Genomic DNA, 18,240 nt, shown 5'->3' with positions numbered 1-18,240 from the left:
TGTACCCAACGAGCCTGACGACAGATTTGAGTGATGCGAACCCCGCCTTGGCGGGGTTCTTTTGTTTCAGCCCCCCCGACCCTGGCGTCAGTGGTGACCCGACCGATCCTCTTTTATTCCAGTGAACATGGACTTCACATAGGCGTACCAGGGATCACCCGTGGTGCCGGCCATATAGACGTGGCCGATAACAAAAACCAGCAACGCGAAGGTGGCTGCCACGTGCACGTAGGCCACGGTGGCAAAGGAGATCACACCTTCCAGGGCCGTGCCCCGCCAGGCGGCATAGAAAAGCAGCAGCAATCCCGAGATCCACAACGCCGGGGCGATGGCGGCCTTGAAACTGAAATAGGCCATGCGCTGGAGGGGGTTATGCTTGGATGAAGGGGTCTGGGTGTAGGGCTTGGCCTCCCCCGAGAAGATTCCGTAGGCGTAATACATCATCACGGCGAGCATGCCTCGGTGACTGGGCACGTACTGACGCCACTCGCCGGTCACCACGTGCCAGAAGATGGTAAAAGCCCAGAGCACGATCAGCGCCCAGGCCAGCACGATGTGGGTGGAAAACGCCGCGTCATACCCCAGCAGTCCGTGAGTGCCATGGATCTCAAGGCCGGTCAGTACCAGGCCAAAGATCAGTAGCGCCTGGGACCAATGCCAGAAGCGTTCATACAGTGTGAAGATTCGAAATGAACTCATGGGAGGCACTCGTCATTGATAGCGGCGGCGATGGAGCAGGTAACGGATTCCCCCGTGGGCCAGCACGCCCAGCAGGGTGAGGATCACGGCTGCCCAGCCGATGGGTTCGATCCAGGGATGGCGATCCCGCCCCGGCATATAAGGCCCGGGCAAATCTGCCAGGCGCCCGTCCGTACTGTGGCATGACTCACAACTCAGGGAGTCTTCCTTGGGCGCCACCATGTGATTCACCGGCCAGTACATGCGGGTGTCCACAAAATCAAAACTGCCACTGTAGGTCGCGTCAGTCTGGCCGGCACGGCGGGCCTCGGCCATGCCCGAGATGATGGCCTTGTCCCAGTCATAGCCTCGCCAGAAGGCGTCGTCGTCCCGACCAAACAGCTGGGCCAGCAGCAGGATCTCGTACTGCGTGTCGTAGGGCTGGCGACCCTGCATTACCTTGAAGGGCCAGATGCGAGCACGCGGATCATCGGGGGTGCCCTCGGGGAAGTTCACCTCCACCGGTTGACTGGGGTCGATTCGCTCGCCCAACAGGGTGTAGCGCATGTTGCCATCAAACCAGCGGTACTCGGGAACATGGTTCTCGTCCCAGAGGAAACTCCCCTTCATGCCATCGTAGATGACCCGCCCCTGTTCATCCTCGCGCACGATGGGTCGGCCATTTTCATCCAATTCACCGGCGGTGGACCAGTCCCAGGAGGTCTTGGTCGGCAGGCCACCCCGGGCCAGTTCCGGCACATGACAGGTCTGACAGGCAATATTCTCCACATGCTGGTTGAGCTTGTCATGGACGCCCGCTTCGTGAGGTTCGGTGCCATGACAGGACTCGCAGGCGGGCCGCTCGTTTTCCCGCCCGGGCACGGCGATACCCGCCTCAGCCTTGGCGGTCATATGGTAACGACTCCCCTCCTGGATATGTCCGCTGAACTCATGGCAGGTGGAACAACTGAAATCCAGGCCATCCGGGGACATATGCACATCCACGGTACGTGCCGGGGACAGCAGTGTGCTGTCCAGGTCGCCATGTTTCACGGCATCACCGCCACCGCCCTCAAAATGACAGGAGCCGCAGGTCTCGCGGCTGGTCTTGCCCACATTCCGGGCCACTTCAGCCAGATCCGGAGCCTTGAACAGGGTGCCACGGAACACGGTATCCTCGGCAGGCGGGTGGCCCCCGCCGGTAGGAAACTTCACATAGGTGCCCGTGGTGTCGTGACAAACCAGGCAGTCCACCTTTTCCTCAGCGGTAAAGTCAAAGTCAGGGCCGTCGAAATCGTAACCCGTGTGGCAGGAGCTGCAGCGCTCCTCGCTGCCCGCAATCCCCAGGCACAGGTTATTCATGGCAAAGCGCTTGCCCAGCTTCTGACCGGTCTCCGGCTGATCGTACTCCCAGGTCCAGTGAATGCTGCGATGAACCTGAAGGGCGGCCTCGGTGTGGCATTCCAGGCAGGCCTGAGTGACCTCCGGGCCGGACTCGAACGGGCCGCTGAGTTCTTCAAACTCATGGTGATTCGCAGTGCTCTCCAGCAACATCGTGGGAGCACTGGATGTGGATGTGGTTGCCGACCGGTCCAGCGTTTGAGTCAACGCGGGCGGCATCAGCAAGGCCAGGAGGGTTCCGACCAGGAAAGCACGGACAAGGGGTCTTGACACGAATGACTCCTCGGGAGGTGTCGCAAGGGGAGGCTCCGGGGGCAGCGGAATGCGCGTTCCGCGCCGGGGCCCATCGAGACCGCTGATGGGTCTATCAATTAGCATCTACTAATAAACTACCACAGCCGGGCGCGCCATGGCAGAGCCCGAAGTTCATGACCCAGATCAACGGCAATCCTTCTCAGCCCGCGCGATACCAATCGGCCTGCTCGGCCCGCTCATAGCCACCGGCGCGAACCACATAGGAGCGGATGCGGCCGGACTCGAAATAGGTGCGCGCCATGAGCTCACTGAGCACGCCTGTGGTCAGCAACTGTACCGACACCAGCACACACGTGATCCCCACGAACAACAACGGACGTGTACCGATGCTCTCATGCAACAGCACCTTTACCAGGAAGAGATAGCCCAGGATCACCGACCCCAGCCCCCCGAACACCAGGCCGATGGAACCGAAGAAGTGCCCGGGCCTCGCCCTATAGCGCATGAAGAAATAGACCGACAACAGATCCAGGATCACCCGAAAGGTACGGGAGATCCCGTACTTGGAGTCTCCATGGGCCCGGGCATGGTGGGTGACCACGTGTTCGCGAATGCGCCGGGGTGATGTCTGGGTGGCGAACCAGGCGGGAATGAAACGATGCATTTCCCCGTAAAGCCGCACCCCCTTGAGGACGTCGGCGCGGAACACCTTCAGACTGCAGCCGTAGTCGTGCAGGTTCACCTTGGTGGTCCAACGAATCAGCTTGTTGGCAATGCGTGAGGGGATCTTGCGTTTCCACAAATCGTCATGGCGATCCTTGCGCCAGCCCGCCACCATGTCCAGATCCTCTTCCAGCAGGCGTCGCACCATGGCGGGAATGTCGCCGGGGTCATTCTGAAGGTCTCCGTCCAGGGTGGCGATGATGCTGCCCCGGGCATGATCGATGCCTGCCTGCATGGCGGCAGTCTGACCAAAATTGCGCTGCAGGCAGACCACCCGCACATGCGGCCCGTGGTGCTTGCGCTGTGTCAGCATGCGGTCGGGGGTGGCGTCGGCGCTGCCATCATCCACCAGAACCACCTCCCAGGGGATGGGCTGTCCCGCCAGGGCCTCATGGATGCGCTCCACGAGGGGGGCCACATTGTCCTCCTCGTTGTACATGGGCACCACCAGGGACAGTGACAGCCCCGCTTCGGTGACATACATCGCATAGCCCAGGCCTTCACTCGAACTGGCTGCGTCGGCCAAGGGGTCGACAGGAAACGGATTGGACATCAAGTTTCTCCTCGAGTCGCCGGGAGCCAGGGCACCAGGGCACCAGCGACAAGGGTTGATCCCAGCAAGAACAAATGCAGATTGACGGCGGCCGCCAGGGCATCCTGGGCAGACACATCGAAGGGCAGCAGTGCTGCCATGACACCAGCCTCGTAGGTGCCGGCCCCGCCCACGCCGTGCACTGGCAGCACACTGGTGAGGTCACCCGCGATCACCGCCAGCCACAGGGCCGGGGCGGAGGCCTCCAGGAACAGGGACAGGACCCAGACAAAGACGGCGAGTTTGACGACCCAGTTGCCCATCGTCCAGCCCCAGGCCCGCCAGAAGGCCCTGGGAGACTCGGGAAGCGCCTCCAGCGCCCTGAGCACCCGGGATGCCAGATAATGATCCTCCCAGGGTTCGATTCGAGTCATCAGAAAAGGTGCCACCCGGCGGATGAGCGGCAAGGTGGCCAGCCACATCAGGGACAGCATCAGGGCTGGCACCGGACCCAGGACATGACTGCCCAGGGCCAACAGGGCAAAAAACCCCAGGGTGTGCAGATCCATCAACCGAAACCACAGCAGCACTGGCACCGAGTTCAGTGGTGGCACCTGGAAATCACGCGCCATGAGCAGCGGAAAACTCAACTCCCCGGTGCGCATGGGCAACAGATTATTGAGCAGATTATGGATGAGGGTCAGGCGCAGACAGGCGCCGAAGCGGCCCCTCATCACCGGCCGATAATAGTCGTACAGACGCAGGGTGCGCAGCCCATAGGTCAGCCCGGTGAGCAGGATCGCGACGATGACCAGCCCCCAGGAGAGTTCCACCCAGGGAGACAATACCCGCGACCAGCCATGGGCCAGTTCCACAAAGACCAGGAAGATGGCGAAGATAGCGAAGGAGATCAAAAGCTTTACAGGGTGCATGAGGTAGGCATGTTATCCGCGTAGGGGGACTGCAAGGTCCTCGGGGTGTTGTTCCAGGCATGAGGGCTGGCTATAGTCGGAGGCCTCCACGGACGAGACCCAATGGAAGGATCCATGAATCTTGCTGTTATCGCCAGCCGCGCGCAATTGGGCATCCAGGCACCGCCGGTACACATTGAGGTGCACCTGGCCAATGGCCTGCCCAGTTTTGCCATGGTGGGCCTGCCCGAGGCGGCGGTCAAAGAGAGCCGCGACCGGGTGCGGGCCGCGCTGCAGACCAGCGGCTTCGACTTCCCCGCCCGGCGCATCACCGTGAACCTGGCCCCCGCCGACCTGCCCAAGGACGGCGGCCGCTTTGATCTGGGCATTGCCCTGGGCATCCTGGCCGCCTCGGGTCAGATCCCCATGGCCTCCATCCGAAACAGCGAATTCCTGGGCGAGCTGGGCCTCACCGGCGAGCTGCGCCCGGTCCGCGGCGTGCTGCCGGCGGCCATGGCCGCCCACCAGGCGGGGCGCACGCTGGTTCTGCCCCGCGGGGATGCGGACGAGGCGGTACTGGTGGAGGACGTGGATGTGATCGCCGCGGGGCACTTGCTGGAGGTGTGTGGGCATCTGTGTGGCGAGGCGCCCCTGGGCAGCCACCCGCGCCGCCCCGAGGGTACCGATGAGACTCACGCCGCTGGAATGCCCGACCTGGCGGACGTGCGCGGCCAGCCCCAGGCCCGACGTGCCCTGGAGGCGGCGGCTTCCGGCGCCCATCACCTCCTGATGATCGGCCCACCGGGCACCGGCAAGACCATGCTGGCCAGTCGGCTGCCAGGCCTGCTGCCCCCCATGAGCGAGACCGAGGCCCTGGAAACCGCGGCCCTGCACGCCATCAGTCAGCATGGGATCGATACCCGTCAGTGGCGCACACGACCCTTCAGAGCCCCCCACCACACCGCCTCCGGCGTGGCCCTGGTGGGCGGTGGCTGTGAATTCCACGAATTAAGCCTACTACTCAAATTTCTGGGTTTCTGGCACAGTTATCCCTCGCCAACCGTGAGGGATAACCAGTGGCAGGCCAGACGATTGATAGGATTCGGGAATTTCCCATGGATGGGCGCCTGTGGTGGGTGCGATGGGTTGATCGCTACCACGTACCAAAGGGTGGGACCGCTACACCCGGGGTGGAGGTATTCTTAAGCCCACTGGATATATCCCTTGGCGACCTGCGGAACGCCGATCCACATGAGATCGCCGCTCCGAAAAACCCTGTAATGCACCCACCCATCCCAGTATTCACCGGGTTTATACCTCGCCTCCCACTTGGGCTCGTTTTCCAGAATGGCATCGAAGTCGCAAGCATACCCTGGCGCCAAGCTCGATTCGATCTTCACGAATTTACTCTGTCCGTACGAAGCATTTCCGACGAATTGCCCAGCAAACCCAGCTGGTGGCAATACCCATACCGAGCCATTAATCGGCGTGATTACCACCTCGGAGACCTCGCCGTAGCGGGGAAAAGCCAAGTAGTTGTTGTTGAATCAGCTGATTTCGTGATAGTCATCCCTTGTCACGAAGTGTTCCGAACGATGTATGCCCCACACTCCCATATCGCACTAGCCCTAACTTCCGGCCCCTGGGATTTGACTAAAACCCAGGTGATCGCCCCGGAAGGGACCGGCAAACTTGCGGACGGTCGTTGGGGTATCACGTTACGTCGCACGATAGGTGATATTTATGCCAATCATCTGGCCAACCTCTGCATCCCGGAAACCGGCATAGCCGCCGCCAATGGCATCTACACGCACCTGCTGAAAGACGAAGGCGCCGGGTACTTGAATGCCCCTATTCCCTTCAATCTCTATAAACTCCGACTCAGCGCCAGGGGCTTATGGTTAAAAGGGGAGCCACCAAAATTCTTGGCGCTAAATATTGTTGCCATGGACTGGCCCGACGCGCCGCCATTGGTAATCCACCGAGACAATAGCGGCATGAAAGGAGAAACTCAGACGCCTATTGCCAAGGATAAGCCCTACAGCAAACCTGGCACTCCCCCGCCTCCTGATGACAACGGCCTCATTGACACCAACTCCCAAGAAGACCCAATAGAGACTGCACCGCTTACCACGTTTACCCTCCCATCAGTCCTTTGGGGTAATCTTCCTCCGTGGACCCGAAAGCCCAAAGACGAGAGCTTTATTTATGAAGGTCGCCCAAACGGAGACACAGGTCCCGAGGTAGGAAGTGTATCGCCAGGTGTCAGTTGGTCGGGAGATACTGACTCAGGCGCATCCGCCTACTCCGCATCATCAATGCGAAACCGCGATGTAAGTCAGCGCTTCTCTGAAGTCATCGATATGTTTGAAATGCTCCAGCGAACTGGAGCAATACAATCCTGGTCTGCCATCCCGCACCCTAGACCACACCTTCATATCGATTCTCTCCCGCTCTGGCACTTTCCACTCAGAACCAAAGACAGTAACAGATTCATTCCTTTCGGCTACATCGAAAGACAAGAAAGAAGAGCACGTGGCGCCTTAGTTTGTGAATTACAGCTTGGGGATGAAACCATCTATTGGCTTGAAATCGAAGTTAGGCATAACGAGGCCGGACGCAAGGCACTTGTATATACCGTCGCTGAGGAGTTCTTCGAAACTGCCACGCTTAAGCTTCTCGAGCTTGCGGCTCTCAATCGCGGCAAATGGCTGCCCTGCGACGAACTGATTGAGTTCGCAGGAGTATCGATGGCCGAGCCATGGAAGCACTCCTATATTGGAAGGTCTAGGCAAAGAGGTGGAGGGCGGTTGAATGAGGGCAGAGCACTGGATACTATTACCCGAGTGTGTCTACCAAGCGTCCGTGACGAGCACGACCCCATCCGGGCCCGATCTTACTAATTTCGAATACCACATTAATCCCTATACAAAGCCGCAAGGGTCACCTTCGAAAATGGGGCATCACTTCCATCGCCACATAAAGAGTTAACTCTGCCAAATGTACCAACTTTGCGATGACAACGTAGCCAACTGGCGAAAGGAAACTACAACATATTTCCCCAGTGCAATTGACCTTCGGTGTCCACATTGCAGGCGCATAGTTTCCTTCGAAATTAAACGATGGCATTCAGCTCCTCATAAAATATGGGTTGGGCCATCTCGTTGTCCCGGCTGTGGCAGTTCGTCTTTATTTCTACTCGTTGGATTTGAAGGAAAAGCCAAGACACTGGATGGGCACGGCCGCCTATTTATTGATCGCGAACCTGGCGGCAGAACGCCCCTTCCCGAAATCCTTAATAATGACGAGATTGGGGAAGCCTTGCGCCGTGCCTATAGTTCAGCAGTCAGCGTTTTCAACTCTGGAGAATGGAATGCAACCGCAGTTCTAACGCGCAGATTGCTAGAGGGTGTCACAAAGAGCTTATTGAATGAAGAGGACCAGAAGCTCACTCTCGCCAAGCAGATCGAAAAACTCCCGTCGGTGAGAGATCTCGACGCCCCAATTATTACCATTGCAGATGCTATCCGAAAAGGTGGGAATCTAGGCGCACACTTTGATCTAGAAAAAGAACCTGACCAGCGTGTATCTGAACTAATGCTTGAACTTGCCGAAGAGCTAATAGAGTATTTCTATGTACTTCCGGCGAGGATTAGCTAACTGCACGACACCATCGAAGACTTGGGTAATGGCGGAGCTTAGTATTCTGCTCCGGCTATCACTAATACACTGACACAAGGTACCTTTGAATATGGTGATCTTCGACCTCACGATCAACGAACGCGTCTCTATTGGTGGCGAAGTGGTGATTGAGCCTTTGAAAAGGAGTGGTGGACAGGTGAAGCTCGGCATCTCGGCCCCACCTCACATGGAGATATTTCGCAAGGAGCTGTATGAGAACATCCAGATGCTGCGATACACCGGCACGGAGAAGGCTCCGGGAGGATAGACTATACGACTGAAGTCACTCACCAACTTTCCAATGACAACTCGCCTTAAGCGAGCCGTTATCAATCTCTGGAATCCATCCTGACCGCAGGGCTGAACCAGGCGCTGCGCACGGGGGATAACAGTCTACTCGGGGTGGTACTCAACACCCTGCCGGCCTGGCCGGACACCTGCTTTTATGAGGAGGTGGTCAAGCATCCACGCACCCGCGCCCTGCTGTCCTATGTGGGGTCGGTGTTTGGTGATGAGCCATCACCGAAGGAGCAGGCGCTGATCGACCTGTGTCGTTAGCAGAAGGCCCTTGGGTGTCGTGTGCTGGCCTATACGGTCTACACCGGCACCCGTGACACCACAGCGCGATTGAAGGCGCTTTTACAGCAAGCGGGCCTGAAGGTCGGTGTGCTGAATGCCTCCGTGGACACCTCCAGTCGGGAGGACTGGATCCTGGAGCAGGTGGAGAAAGGGATCGACGTCCTGTTGACCAGCCTGGAGGCTGTGAAAACCGGGCTGAATCTACTGGACTTCCCCATCATCGCCTTTTTGCAGACCGACTACAACGTGTACACCCTGCAGCAGGCGGCTCGCCGGTCTTGGTGGACCGGGCAAACGCAGCCGGTTGAAGTGGTGTTCTTGGGCTGCGCCGAGACGGCCCAGACCGCGTGCCTGAGCTTGATGGCCAGCAAGATCGCGGCGTCGCAATCCACCTCGGGCGATATGCCGGAGACCGGACTCGATGTGCTCAACCAGGATGGTGACAGCATCGAAGCGGCACTGGCGAAGCAGTTGGCCACATGATGTACCACGCCCGCCCTTCGGGGATGGCCCTTTTGGATTGAAGCATGTGGCCGGTAGCTCGGCGGTTATGGTCAGTCTTGATAACCTGGCGACATCACAGGCCAGTCAACCCCAAGCAGGGAGTGCAGGCTATGGATACTGTCAATTTTGGTGTGATCGCCGCAAAAGGAAGGAGGACTGAATAATGGAAATGGCAGATTTTGACGACCGCATTGTGGACGCCATCATCAAGGGGGCCGTGGAGCACGACGATTCCACTCGGTATTTCGGTAGCCTGGGGGCGCACCAATACGATCTGAGAGAAGCCCGGCGTCATAGCCTGATCGACGGGTATACTGTTTGTTGCATGTGAATGGCGTAGGCGCTACAATTTGGACTAGCCGCCGTAGAGCGAAGTACGAAGAAGCAGGGAGACAGTACCGGTGACACCCGAGACACACGACCTGCATGAAGCCTTAACCGCTGGGTCTCAAGTTCTTGTTATGTTCTCGCGTTCAGTGCGGAACGCACAAATCAGCGCATAATTAAAGGAAACAAGAACGCTATGGATTCGTCCTGTTCTTCACCCGTTATCACCGTCGATAGCAAGCCGACCCCTTCATCTGTTCCTGCGTCTGGTGTTTCTTCAAAGTACGCATATTCATCGAAATCAGGACAGCACTTTGCAGGACTAATGCATGGCGACTCTGCCACCATGCTAAAAACCCTCCCAAGTGACGTTTTCAATGTCGCCGTTACTTCACCCCCGTACTTTTGGGTGCGCGACTATGGATACGATGACCAGCTTGGTCACGAAAAATCCGTCGAGGCCTATGTTGAAGCGCTGATGGGCGTTTTCGATGAAGTGAAACGGACGCTTCACCCCGAAGGTGTCTTTTTTCTAAATATCGGCGATACTTACTACTCAGGAAACGGTCAGCCGCACGGCAGCGACCCGAAATGCTCTTCTCGCAACTTTCTTCGCAAAAAAGTTCGCCCCGTTGACGTGAGCGGATGGGATATCCCCAAAAAGAGCATGATCGGCATACCGTGGAAAGTTGCCTTCGAAATGCAGCAGCGCGGATGGACGCTTCGTAGCTCAATCATCTGGAATCGCTGCAACGCCTTTGTCGAACCCACGGCGCGGGATCGACCATATCGGCAGTACGAATTCGTCTTCATGTTTTCGAAGACGCGCTTTTACAGCTTTGATCGCTCAAAGCTGGTGGAAGAAGACGTTTGGAATATCCCTATCGAACGCAATCGGCGCGCAAAGCACAATGCCGCGTTCCCTTCCGAGCTTGTGCGGCGCTGCGTCGAAGTCGCCAGCCCGCCGAACGGTCATGTTCTCGACCCCTTCGTTGGTAGCGGCACAACCGTTCTGACTTCGATGGTTCACCACCGCAATGTTGTCGGCATCGATATGGGCGACGACTATATCGACTACGTTCAAGGTGCTATTGAGAGCGAAGGATACGAATCCTCGTCTTGGGATGATCTGGTTAAACGTCTTCAAAAACCGTCTCCGCTTTGGGAAGCGTGGACGGGAAATAGGCAGAATTTCCGCAAGCCAGGGACAGCAAAAAAAGTGTAGATCGTGCAATACTTCGATATTCCGACAATAAAAACTTCGATTGAAGCTCTCCAAGGGGTCAGTGCGAATTGGCTGATCCCCTCTTTTGTGTTCGCCGCCAATGACGTTGGCACGGGCGCACTCGTCGATATGTCAAAGAACCTCGGCACCGATACTTTTCTTGATCGATATTTCAGCGCAAGCCTTGTCGGAATCGAGCCGTTCAAGACAGGCAACAACCTTCTGCGCCCACGTCTCAAAGGGATCAAGTGGGATCGGGGTGATTTAGCCGGCGACTATATGATCCGCCAAGACACAAAGATGTGGGGCAACCTCTTTTCAAGTCGTGGCTACCGCGACATGCGGATGCGGGGCTACATCGAAGGTGAGAAAACCACCGTCCGCCTCACCGCTGACTTCCAGCCCGCCTTCGAGAGCGAAATTCCCGATACGTTCGAGTTTGAAGACCTTATGGTCTGGCTTTTCGCCTTCAATGGCTTTCCGGACGAGGTCGCGAGTTGGCAAGCCCTCTACGATCACCTATTGCAAAACGAGCTCGGACTTCAGGATTTCCAGCCCCCGTATAAGGGCAGGTTTAAACTGACGCCTGATCGCCCATGGCCTGTCACACTAAATGTCCGCCCTGCCAATGATGACTTCATCAATGAACTGGCACCGCGCCTTGCGGCTTATCTCGCTGCGCCCCCCACACCAGAAGAACCTGAACACGACTCCGCCAAGAAGGAACTAATGAGCGCAGACGATGCGGTCTTGTCAGTCATCCTTAACGCTATAAGCAAAAAGACAAGTCATTCCTTCCTTCTTGCAGGACCGCCTGGAACGGGAAAGACGAAGTACGCGCACGACATTTCTGACTACCTGACAGGCGGCGATGAGAGCCGTGTACTCTTCCTCCAGTTTCATCCTGCCTTCGGCTACGACGATTTTGTTGAAGGTTTCCGACCCGTTGAAGCTAAAGGCAAAGATGGCGAAGCCCAAGGCGTTACCTACAAGCTCGATCCGCGCCACTTCCTGAACTTCGCAGAGCAGGCAAAGAAAGATGTCGACAACAATTATGTGCTTGTCATTGACGAGCTGAACCGAGGTGATGTTGCGCGCATTTTCGGCGAGCTTCTCACGTATCTCGAACTCGACTACCGAGAGAAGGAATTTACGCTCGCAATCTCCGGCACCAAGACCAAGCTCCCCCGAAACCTGATTGTTCTGGCGACCGCGAACCCGTTCGACCGCTCCGTCACTGACCTTGATGATGCGCTCTTGCGCCGCTTCATTGTTATCACGATGGAGCCCGACAAGCCGTTTCTGCAAAAGTATCTCAAGGATAAGGGCGTTGAAGAGCGGGTGCTTAAGCGTGTCTTGCGCCTTTTCGATATCCTCAATGAGTCGTTCCCCGCAGGGTTCGGCCATACCAATTTCTTGCATGTCCGAACCATCGAAGATCTTGCTGATGTATGGGAAGGACGTGTGAAGCTCGGTTTGCAGCGCACACTGTTCCATGATCGCCAGAGGTTCAATGGCATCAAAGAAAACGTGGATGAGCTCCTTGAAATAGATGAAGCAGCGGAAGCAGCGGGCGATGATGGCGGCGCTGCCGATGGCGATGCGCCTGCTTAACGCCACATGAGGCAGGAACCATGCCACTTTCTGAAACTCGCATTATCGAAGTTGAAGAACGCGGCAAGCAGTATTTTCCCCGCAGTGAGCTTGTTGATCGTCATGGACACTCGCTCATTCTTCCCGAAACCCGCGATCTCAAGGCGCTTGAATTCAAGGAGGTTGCCGATGGCGTCAACCTCGTAGCTCTCGGACTGATCGGCTATCTGCCGCTTACCAGCTCCATCACGCTAAATATCGTCCCCAAGTTCTCAATTGAGAACCTCTGGAACATGCTGGAGATCGGCGGGGAAACATATGACCGCATTCTACCGACGATCAGGCGCTACCAGACGACCGACAAACCTGCCCCGATCCTGCTTCTCGCGCGCAGCTTCTGCCACTACCTGCGTGACGCGCTCTCAGCAGGCTTTGAGCGCAGCTACTACCCGCGCACAGTACACGGCTTTTACAAGCCGCGTGTCGAGTTCGGCCAAACGATCAGCTGTTATCTCTCGCGAGGGAATCCCATCGACACCGCTTCGAGCGTCTTTGAATTTGGGCTCGACAGCCCCGTGAACCAGATTGTCAAAGCGGCATGTTTGCGCTTTGCGCGGATCATCCCGCCCACGAAAGCCTGGGACGAAGAACGCCTCCTCACTCAGATAGCTCTTGATACGCTCCGCCGAGTCAATGAGCGCGAGCCAACTGCGCAGGACTTCTTCCTCGATGAAACCGTCTCGCTCAGGCTGCGAAGCAACTACGAGGGTCTTATTCGTGTTTATCAGCTCTTGCTGACAGGCGGCGGCATCGCCTTCACCTTCGAGCCAAGCGGGAAAGAGCTTCCGTCGTTCCTCTTTGATCTCGAAGACATTTTCGAGCGCTTCATTCGCCAGACCTTCATCGACGCGCTGCGCGAGCAAAAGATCGCGGTGCTTGATGGCAACAAACACCAGGGCAGGCTCTTCGAGGACAATAAGACCTATCCGACGAAGCCCGACCTTATCTTTAGGCGCGGAAAGAAGAATGTGATCGGCCTCGGCGAAGTGAAGTACAAACCCAAGATCAAGGAAGTCGACCGTTACCAGATCATTAGCCACGTCACGGCGGCCAAAGCGCCGTTCGGCATCCTGTTTTCTCCCGCGAACGAAGGTGAAAGCCAGAGGTTGGTGCGGATCGGACGCTTGGCGACGGGCGCGCAGTTCTATCACTATCGCGTCGATATCCGTGGTGATATAAACGCCGCACAAGCGCAGATGATAAAGGATGTTTCGGCATTATTGCCTTCGGAAGATACAGTGCCAACATAATAAGATTTCGTTGACCGATAATAACTTAGTGCCTGTGCCCGAAGGCTAGGAAGTCAGGGGCTGGCGTGTGTCGAACACCCTGGACACCGACTTCTGCATTGATGCCCTTGAGGAGGCTCTGGCACGCCATGGGCGACCCGAGATATTCAACACGGACCAAGGCTGCCAGTTCACCAGCAAGGTGTTCACCCAGGTGCTGAAAGACCACAAAATCCAGATCAGCATGGACGGCAAGGGATGTTACCAGGACAACATCTTTGTGGAGCGGCTCTGGCGCAGCGTGAAGTACGAGTGCGTCTACCTGAAAGCCTTTGATAATGGAGTCCACTTACGCCAGGATCTGAAGCAGTACTTCACTTGGTACAACGCCGAGCGGCCCCATCAGGGGTTGGACGATGCAACACCGGATGAGGTTTACTTCAACCAACCTCTGACTCGGGCGGCCTGACGCCTAAGAGCTACAACCCGGTTAGAGCTTAACCCCCCTGTCAGGTGGTCCAGTGGATGGGGTCCACTTCAGGTCCAGAGGCGCCGCTAACAAAATACAACACAACAGCCAAACCAAATATGACCATAATCACCAGCACTTTAATGAGGGTGGGAGCAACCTTCCTCTTCACACGCTGAGCAAACGGCTGCTTATATTCACGCTCCACCCACTCCTTGGTCTTTCTTTCATTCTGTAGCCGCTGCAAGCTTCTGCGGAGCAGAGCTCCATGTACCGAAAAGACCACTACTGCGAAGATACTAAAGCAAAGAATAAAATAGGGAGCAGACACGGGGTTCTGCAAGACAACATCCCCCCCAGCATCCCGCAAGTATATCGAAGCGAACAGTATCGCCAGAAGAGACACAGCTGACAGAAACCAAGTCAGCTTTGTCCTATATGTCGAAGTCACAGACTCCTTTTCCGCCTTCTTCAGCTCATGGCGCTTCAGTTGAGCTCGAAAAGATTCTTCCACCTGATGAAGGTACTGGCCCTCTCTTTCGTAAGTGCTTCGCGTTATCATGCCCTCATCGCGCAGCGTAACGCATAGTGACCCCATATACGCCAAAACGCCACAGGCATCTACTGGCTCATATGAAAAATTCTCATAGGTATTTCGCTTAACGAATGTAAGCTCCCTTTTCAATTGACCGACCATCTCAAGGGATGCTCTTTCGAGGTCTTCTTCACCATCACCGCCGAGCTTGACGAGTTGGGTCAGGGAGTCAGCGTCACAGTCGTGATGCGCGTGTGAGTGGATTGAGTACTTCAAATAATAATAGGCTTGCCGAAGAATTGTGGACCGCTCTTCGTCACTGGGGCGACAGCATCCATCAAAGGTAAAATATGCCAGCCCGTTATGCTTAACAAAAAAAGAAACACCGTACAGCCCTAGGCGACCATTATCCTGTAAAGCCTCAGTTAAGCCTTTAGTTATGTCCGCGTAGTGTTGGTCTAGCTCTTCCCTTAATTGGATGTCTCCTGAATCCAATGACAAAATCAAGGGCGACGAGCAAGCGCAGCTGAGATACGGTGAGAAACACTTATTTAGGAAACGGCTCAACAACGACTTAGGCGATAGATATTGCCCTTTACATTGCCGTTCACACCTTAGAGTCAAAGCCTCATCGATGCGCTTTTTGGCATGATGTATTGCCTCAAAAACATGTCCTGAGTCTTCAAAGGACTTTACTACAAGGTCATTGGGGTAAATGAAGATTTTGCCGGACAAACATGAACCGTCTAGATTATTCAGGTCAGTTGTCTGTGCTAGCAAGAAAACACGGTAATGGCCAGATGCGTCAATATTCAGGTGCAAAGAGTCTTTCCAGTCCACCTCTGATTGCATCATAGCCTTAAGCTTCAGGGACCCGCCCCCTTCGGCAACAGAATAGCAAACAAGCGAAGAATCTTTCCGATTTACTCTTTTATTAGTGAACCCGCCAACAATGCCGGGCCTAATCAGGGAGAAGTTCAGGTGCCCCGTCACACACGGGATCCATCCTATATGCGTGTAGAGCACGGCCATGGCACATCCCTAGAAGAAATACTAATCCTAATCGGCGCTTCCGAATAGCACACAGAGCCCGACACCTACGCGCGAACCTCACAACATTCAATGCATGAGGCGCTTATACCAGACAAGAGATTCCTTTTGATCGGCGTAAGTTATTCCAGTACTACGATCATAATACATACCATGCGAGAGCGATGATCCATGCGGCGTTATGCCTGACTCGTTAAGCTCTTGCTCTCGACGGCTCATTTTCCGGCGCCACACAACATCTTGTATTGCTTGAGCCACCCAATATACAGTCAGACCTACACCAACCCCAAACAAAACCATCGAAACCACTAGGACAATCAAATCCGTTGATCCCATAGACATTCAGCCCCCTCCAGACGAAACTTCGCTGTTATGAAGCAACCACACCCGGCATTTACGGACCGGGACCGCGACGCAACAACCTGACAATTGCTACCACTTAAGCTTGCACGTCACCTCAGTATACCCATCAAAAAAAAACGAACAGTCACTTTGGCGCCTGTTCGTTTAATCAAAAGCTATCCGCCGACTGCGGCTATTCGGCGATCATTCTACGTGACTCTGCGGAGTAGTCAACTTCGCGATGCGATCAGCAGGCAATCCAGGCACTAGGCACTACATATCGGTCTTGCCAAGCCATTTCAGCACAACATGTAGGCCAAAGATGGCCAACCCATTTCTAGATTGGGATTATCGGCCCGTCCGACCGCCTCTTCGGACCCGCGCTGCTCCCCCGCGCCGATAACGGGTACAGCCTGCGATAGTGGCGTCTTTGCGCCGCCAAGGACGCCTATTTCAACCAATCTACTCTTGGCTCCTGCCATCGGGTTACGCATGAGTAGGGCGCTGCATATTCATATAGGGCAGCATGGCCTATCGGTGGAAAATTGGCAGGCTTTGAGCATGGATTCTGAACAGTTGCAAACTAAGGATATATAACCTGCCGCCTGACCATCCCTGCATTAATTTACTGTGACGCATCAGGAATCTCTTTACTGGACGCCCTCAAATGATACCTTACCGTGTCATAAGACAAAGGCTGCCTTCTATTCCTTCCCTTGAACAGGAACCCCATCTCGCCTTCTGAGTGAGTGAAGACACAGCGCCTAAAATGTTCTGCAAGACACCCCTCAATACGGAGCCCATGGCTTTCTGGCCAAAGGAGGAACCCAGACGAATCCTCGACAACATCATCGATTTTCAGAAACAGAACCTCCTTGACCGGGATCCGAAAAAGGTCGGCCAACAACCCCACCAGCAACACCTTGCACCGACTCTCATCACCCTCTTCGTCAAGCTGTTTAGCTATCGCCTGGACACGATCAACGAGTTTGCGGCCCTTGCTCATCAGCGATGTCTGAGGCTTATATTTCACCTCGAGCTCAATACCTAGAGTCGCGTTCAAATGCCGAACGAAAATGCTCACGTTCGCGGCTTGCCCTGGATACCGTTTCAGATATTGGTGCAGATCTGCCTGCGTCAGCTCTTCGGGTGAATTAACACCGGCTTTTTCGAGAAAACCACCGGCAGCCGCCTGATACATCCTGATCGTCTTTCGCTTGAGCACCGGGCCTTTACGCTGCTCGAGTTCTTCAACAAAACGTTGCAGACCCAGGGCCCAAGGCCGATCTCGCCATGCTTGGGCCTGCAGACGCATTCTCTTTGCCTCGATCATATCTTCAAGAGCGACCATGTCCCACTCGATATCCAAACGCTCACAGAGGAACGAAACGATGAGAAATCCCCGCCGGAGTCGTTCTGCCCCGAAGATCTCGAACAAGCGGCCCTGGGTGATCTCAGCAGGCACCATACAGTGACGATCAATGTCAGCAAAGAATACGGCATATCGGTCGATCCTGGCAGTCATATTGCCTGCTTTCTTGGGAAGCCCCTGCCACGCACAAAAGCCCCCAAATAACGAACGCACCCAGGGCTGCTCTAGTAGCTCGGCGTTAAGCCTTACACGTCGACGAATCCTGTCTTTCAGGGCGCAGGCTTCACATCGTGAGGATCCGCCGCCTGGCACATCAGCGCCGCACTCTGGGCAGGAATGCTGCACGGGCTCCTCCCCAGCGCAGTGTCCACATACCGGGCGGCCTGTTTCGTCGCGGCTTTCCACTTTGCGGTAACGATGGCAGACACTACACGTCTCCATATGCTGAGTCCGGCACCGGTCACATACCGGTTCGTCGAACCCCAGGGCCGGCGCCCGGCTCAGACGACGGGATAACTGCCCACAGTTGGTACAGGGTTTCGGTTCGGTGAAATAATAGGCGCAGGCCGCGCATATCGCCTTTCCCCCGACGATACGTCCGACCTTATCACCAATCGATTTTCCACACCGCGAACACGACCGGTTTTTCCTTCGACATGAGGGACATACAGGTTCCCCGCCATGCTCACGGGCCCGAGCCGGCGCACCGCATAACGAACAGGGCACTCGCTTGAACACCCTGTTGTAGCAAGTTGCACAGTATGTGTAGCCGTT

At 55.9% G+C, this 18,240-nt stretch carries 15 protein-coding genes and 2 pseudogenes; 11 read left to right on the top strand and 6 right to left on the bottom strand.

Features of this window, described 5'->3' with window-relative positions; all coding sequences use genetic code 11:
- Positions 1-87 precede the first annotated feature (87 nt).
- The 4 genes from LPW29_RS01330 to LPW29_RS01315 form a co-directional block, all read right to left on the bottom strand.
- Positions 88-699, bottom strand: coding sequence for a cytochrome b/b6 domain-containing protein (locus LPW29_RS01330; protein WP_090255188.1), 612 nt, complete (start codon positions 697-699; stop codon positions 88-90).
- 12 nt (positions 700-711) lie between these two features.
- Positions 712-2,352 carry a tetrathionate reductase family octaheme c-type cytochrome gene (locus LPW29_RS01325; protein WP_238626499.1) on the bottom strand — a complete coding sequence of 547 codons (1,641 nt, stop codon included), beginning with the start codon at positions 2,350-2,352 and terminating at the stop codon, positions 712-714.
- 181 nt (positions 2,353-2,533) lie between these two features.
- Positions 2,534-3,541 (bottom strand): glycosyltransferase family 2 protein, encoded by a 1,008-nt coding sequence (locus LPW29_RS01320; protein ID WP_090255231.1) that lies wholly within the window; start codon positions 3,539-3,541, stop codon positions 2,534-2,536.
- Positions 3,542-3,609: 68 nt separating this feature from the next.
- Positions 3,610-4,521: a lysylphosphatidylglycerol synthase transmembrane domain-containing protein gene (locus tag LPW29_RS01315; RefSeq protein WP_238626498.1), complete on the bottom strand. Its 912-nt coding sequence runs from the start codon at positions 4,519-4,521 to the stop codon at positions 3,610-3,612.
- Between the two features lie 114 nt (positions 4,522-4,635).
- Between LPW29_RS01315 and LPW29_RS01310 the strand changes: the two are divergent.
- The 11 genes and pseudogenes from LPW29_RS01310 to LPW29_RS01265 all read left to right on the top strand — a co-directional run.
- Positions 4,636-5,493 (top strand): annotated as a pseudogene (locus LPW29_RS01310) (YifB family Mg chelatase-like AAA ATPase); the annotation flags it as partial.
- Between the two features lie 656 nt (positions 5,494-6,149).
- Positions 6,150-7,403, top strand: coding sequence for a hypothetical protein (locus LPW29_RS01305; RefSeq protein ID WP_238626497.1), 1,254 nt, complete (start codon positions 6,150-6,152; stop codon positions 7,401-7,403).
- A 97-nt stretch (positions 7,404-7,500) separates the two neighbouring features.
- A complete protein-coding gene (locus LPW29_RS01300; RefSeq protein WP_238626496.1) occupies positions 7,501-8,160 on the top strand; it encodes a DUF4145 domain-containing protein in 660 nt (219 codons plus the stop codon).
- 91 nt (positions 8,161-8,251) lie between these two features.
- Entirely contained in the window at positions 8,252-8,449 is a 198-nt protein-coding gene (locus LPW29_RS01295; protein ID WP_238626495.1) for a carbon storage regulator, read from the top strand.
- Positions 8,450-8,583: 134 nt separating this feature from the next.
- Entirely contained in the window at positions 8,584-8,739 is a 156-nt protein-coding gene (locus LPW29_RS15720; protein ID WP_443112347.1) for a hypothetical protein, read from the top strand.
- 21 nt (positions 8,740-8,760) lie between these two features.
- Positions 8,761-9,243 carry a helicase-related protein gene (locus tag LPW29_RS15715; RefSeq protein ID WP_443112346.1) on the top strand — a complete coding sequence of 161 codons (483 nt, stop codon included), beginning with the start codon at positions 8,761-8,763 and terminating at the stop codon, positions 9,241-9,243.
- Between the two features lie 184 nt (positions 9,244-9,427).
- Positions 9,428-9,595, top strand: coding sequence for a hypothetical protein (locus tag LPW29_RS01285; RefSeq protein WP_238626494.1), 168 nt, complete (start codon positions 9,428-9,430; stop codon positions 9,593-9,595).
- 192 nt (positions 9,596-9,787) lie between these two features.
- Complete coding sequence (locus LPW29_RS01280; protein ID WP_238626493.1) at positions 9,788-10,816, top strand: DNA-methyltransferase; 1,029 nt, start codon at positions 9,788-9,790, stop codon at positions 10,814-10,816.
- 3 nt (positions 10,817-10,819) lie between these two features.
- Complete coding sequence (locus LPW29_RS15595) at positions 10,820-12,430, top strand: McrB family protein (protein ID WP_238626492.1); 1,611 nt, start codon at positions 10,820-10,822, stop codon at positions 12,428-12,430.
- 20 nt (positions 12,431-12,450) lie between these two features.
- On the top strand, positions 12,451-13,719 hold the full coding sequence (locus LPW29_RS01270) for an McrC family protein (RefSeq protein WP_238626491.1): 1,269 nt from the start codon (positions 12,451-12,453) through the stop codon (positions 13,717-13,719).
- 52 nt (positions 13,720-13,771) lie between these two features.
- A pseudogene (locus LPW29_RS01265) lies at positions 13,772-14,167 on the top strand (transposase); the annotation flags it as partial.
- 40 nt (positions 14,168-14,207) lie between these two features.
- Here the strand turns inward: LPW29_RS01265 and LPW29_RS01260 are convergent.
- Together LPW29_RS01260 and LPW29_RS01255 are read right to left on the bottom strand one after the other, a co-directional pair.
- A complete protein-coding gene (locus LPW29_RS01260) occupies positions 14,208-15,734 on the bottom strand; it encodes a hypothetical protein (protein WP_238626490.1) in 1,527 nt (508 codons plus the stop codon).
- A gap of 985 nt (positions 15,735-16,719) precedes the next feature.
- Positions 16,720-17,811 carry a hypothetical protein gene (locus tag LPW29_RS01255; protein WP_238626489.1) on the bottom strand — a complete coding sequence of 364 codons (1,092 nt, stop codon included), beginning with the start codon at positions 17,809-17,811 and terminating at the stop codon, positions 16,720-16,722.
- Positions 17,812-18,240: the final 429 nt, after the last annotated feature.

The organism is Ectothiorhodospira sp. 9100, from assembly GCF_022227565.1.
Lineage (GTDB): Bacteria > Pseudomonadota > Gammaproteobacteria > Ectothiorhodospirales > Ectothiorhodospiraceae > Ectothiorhodospira > Ectothiorhodospira marina.
This window is presented reverse-complemented; position numbering and strand designations above follow the sequence as displayed.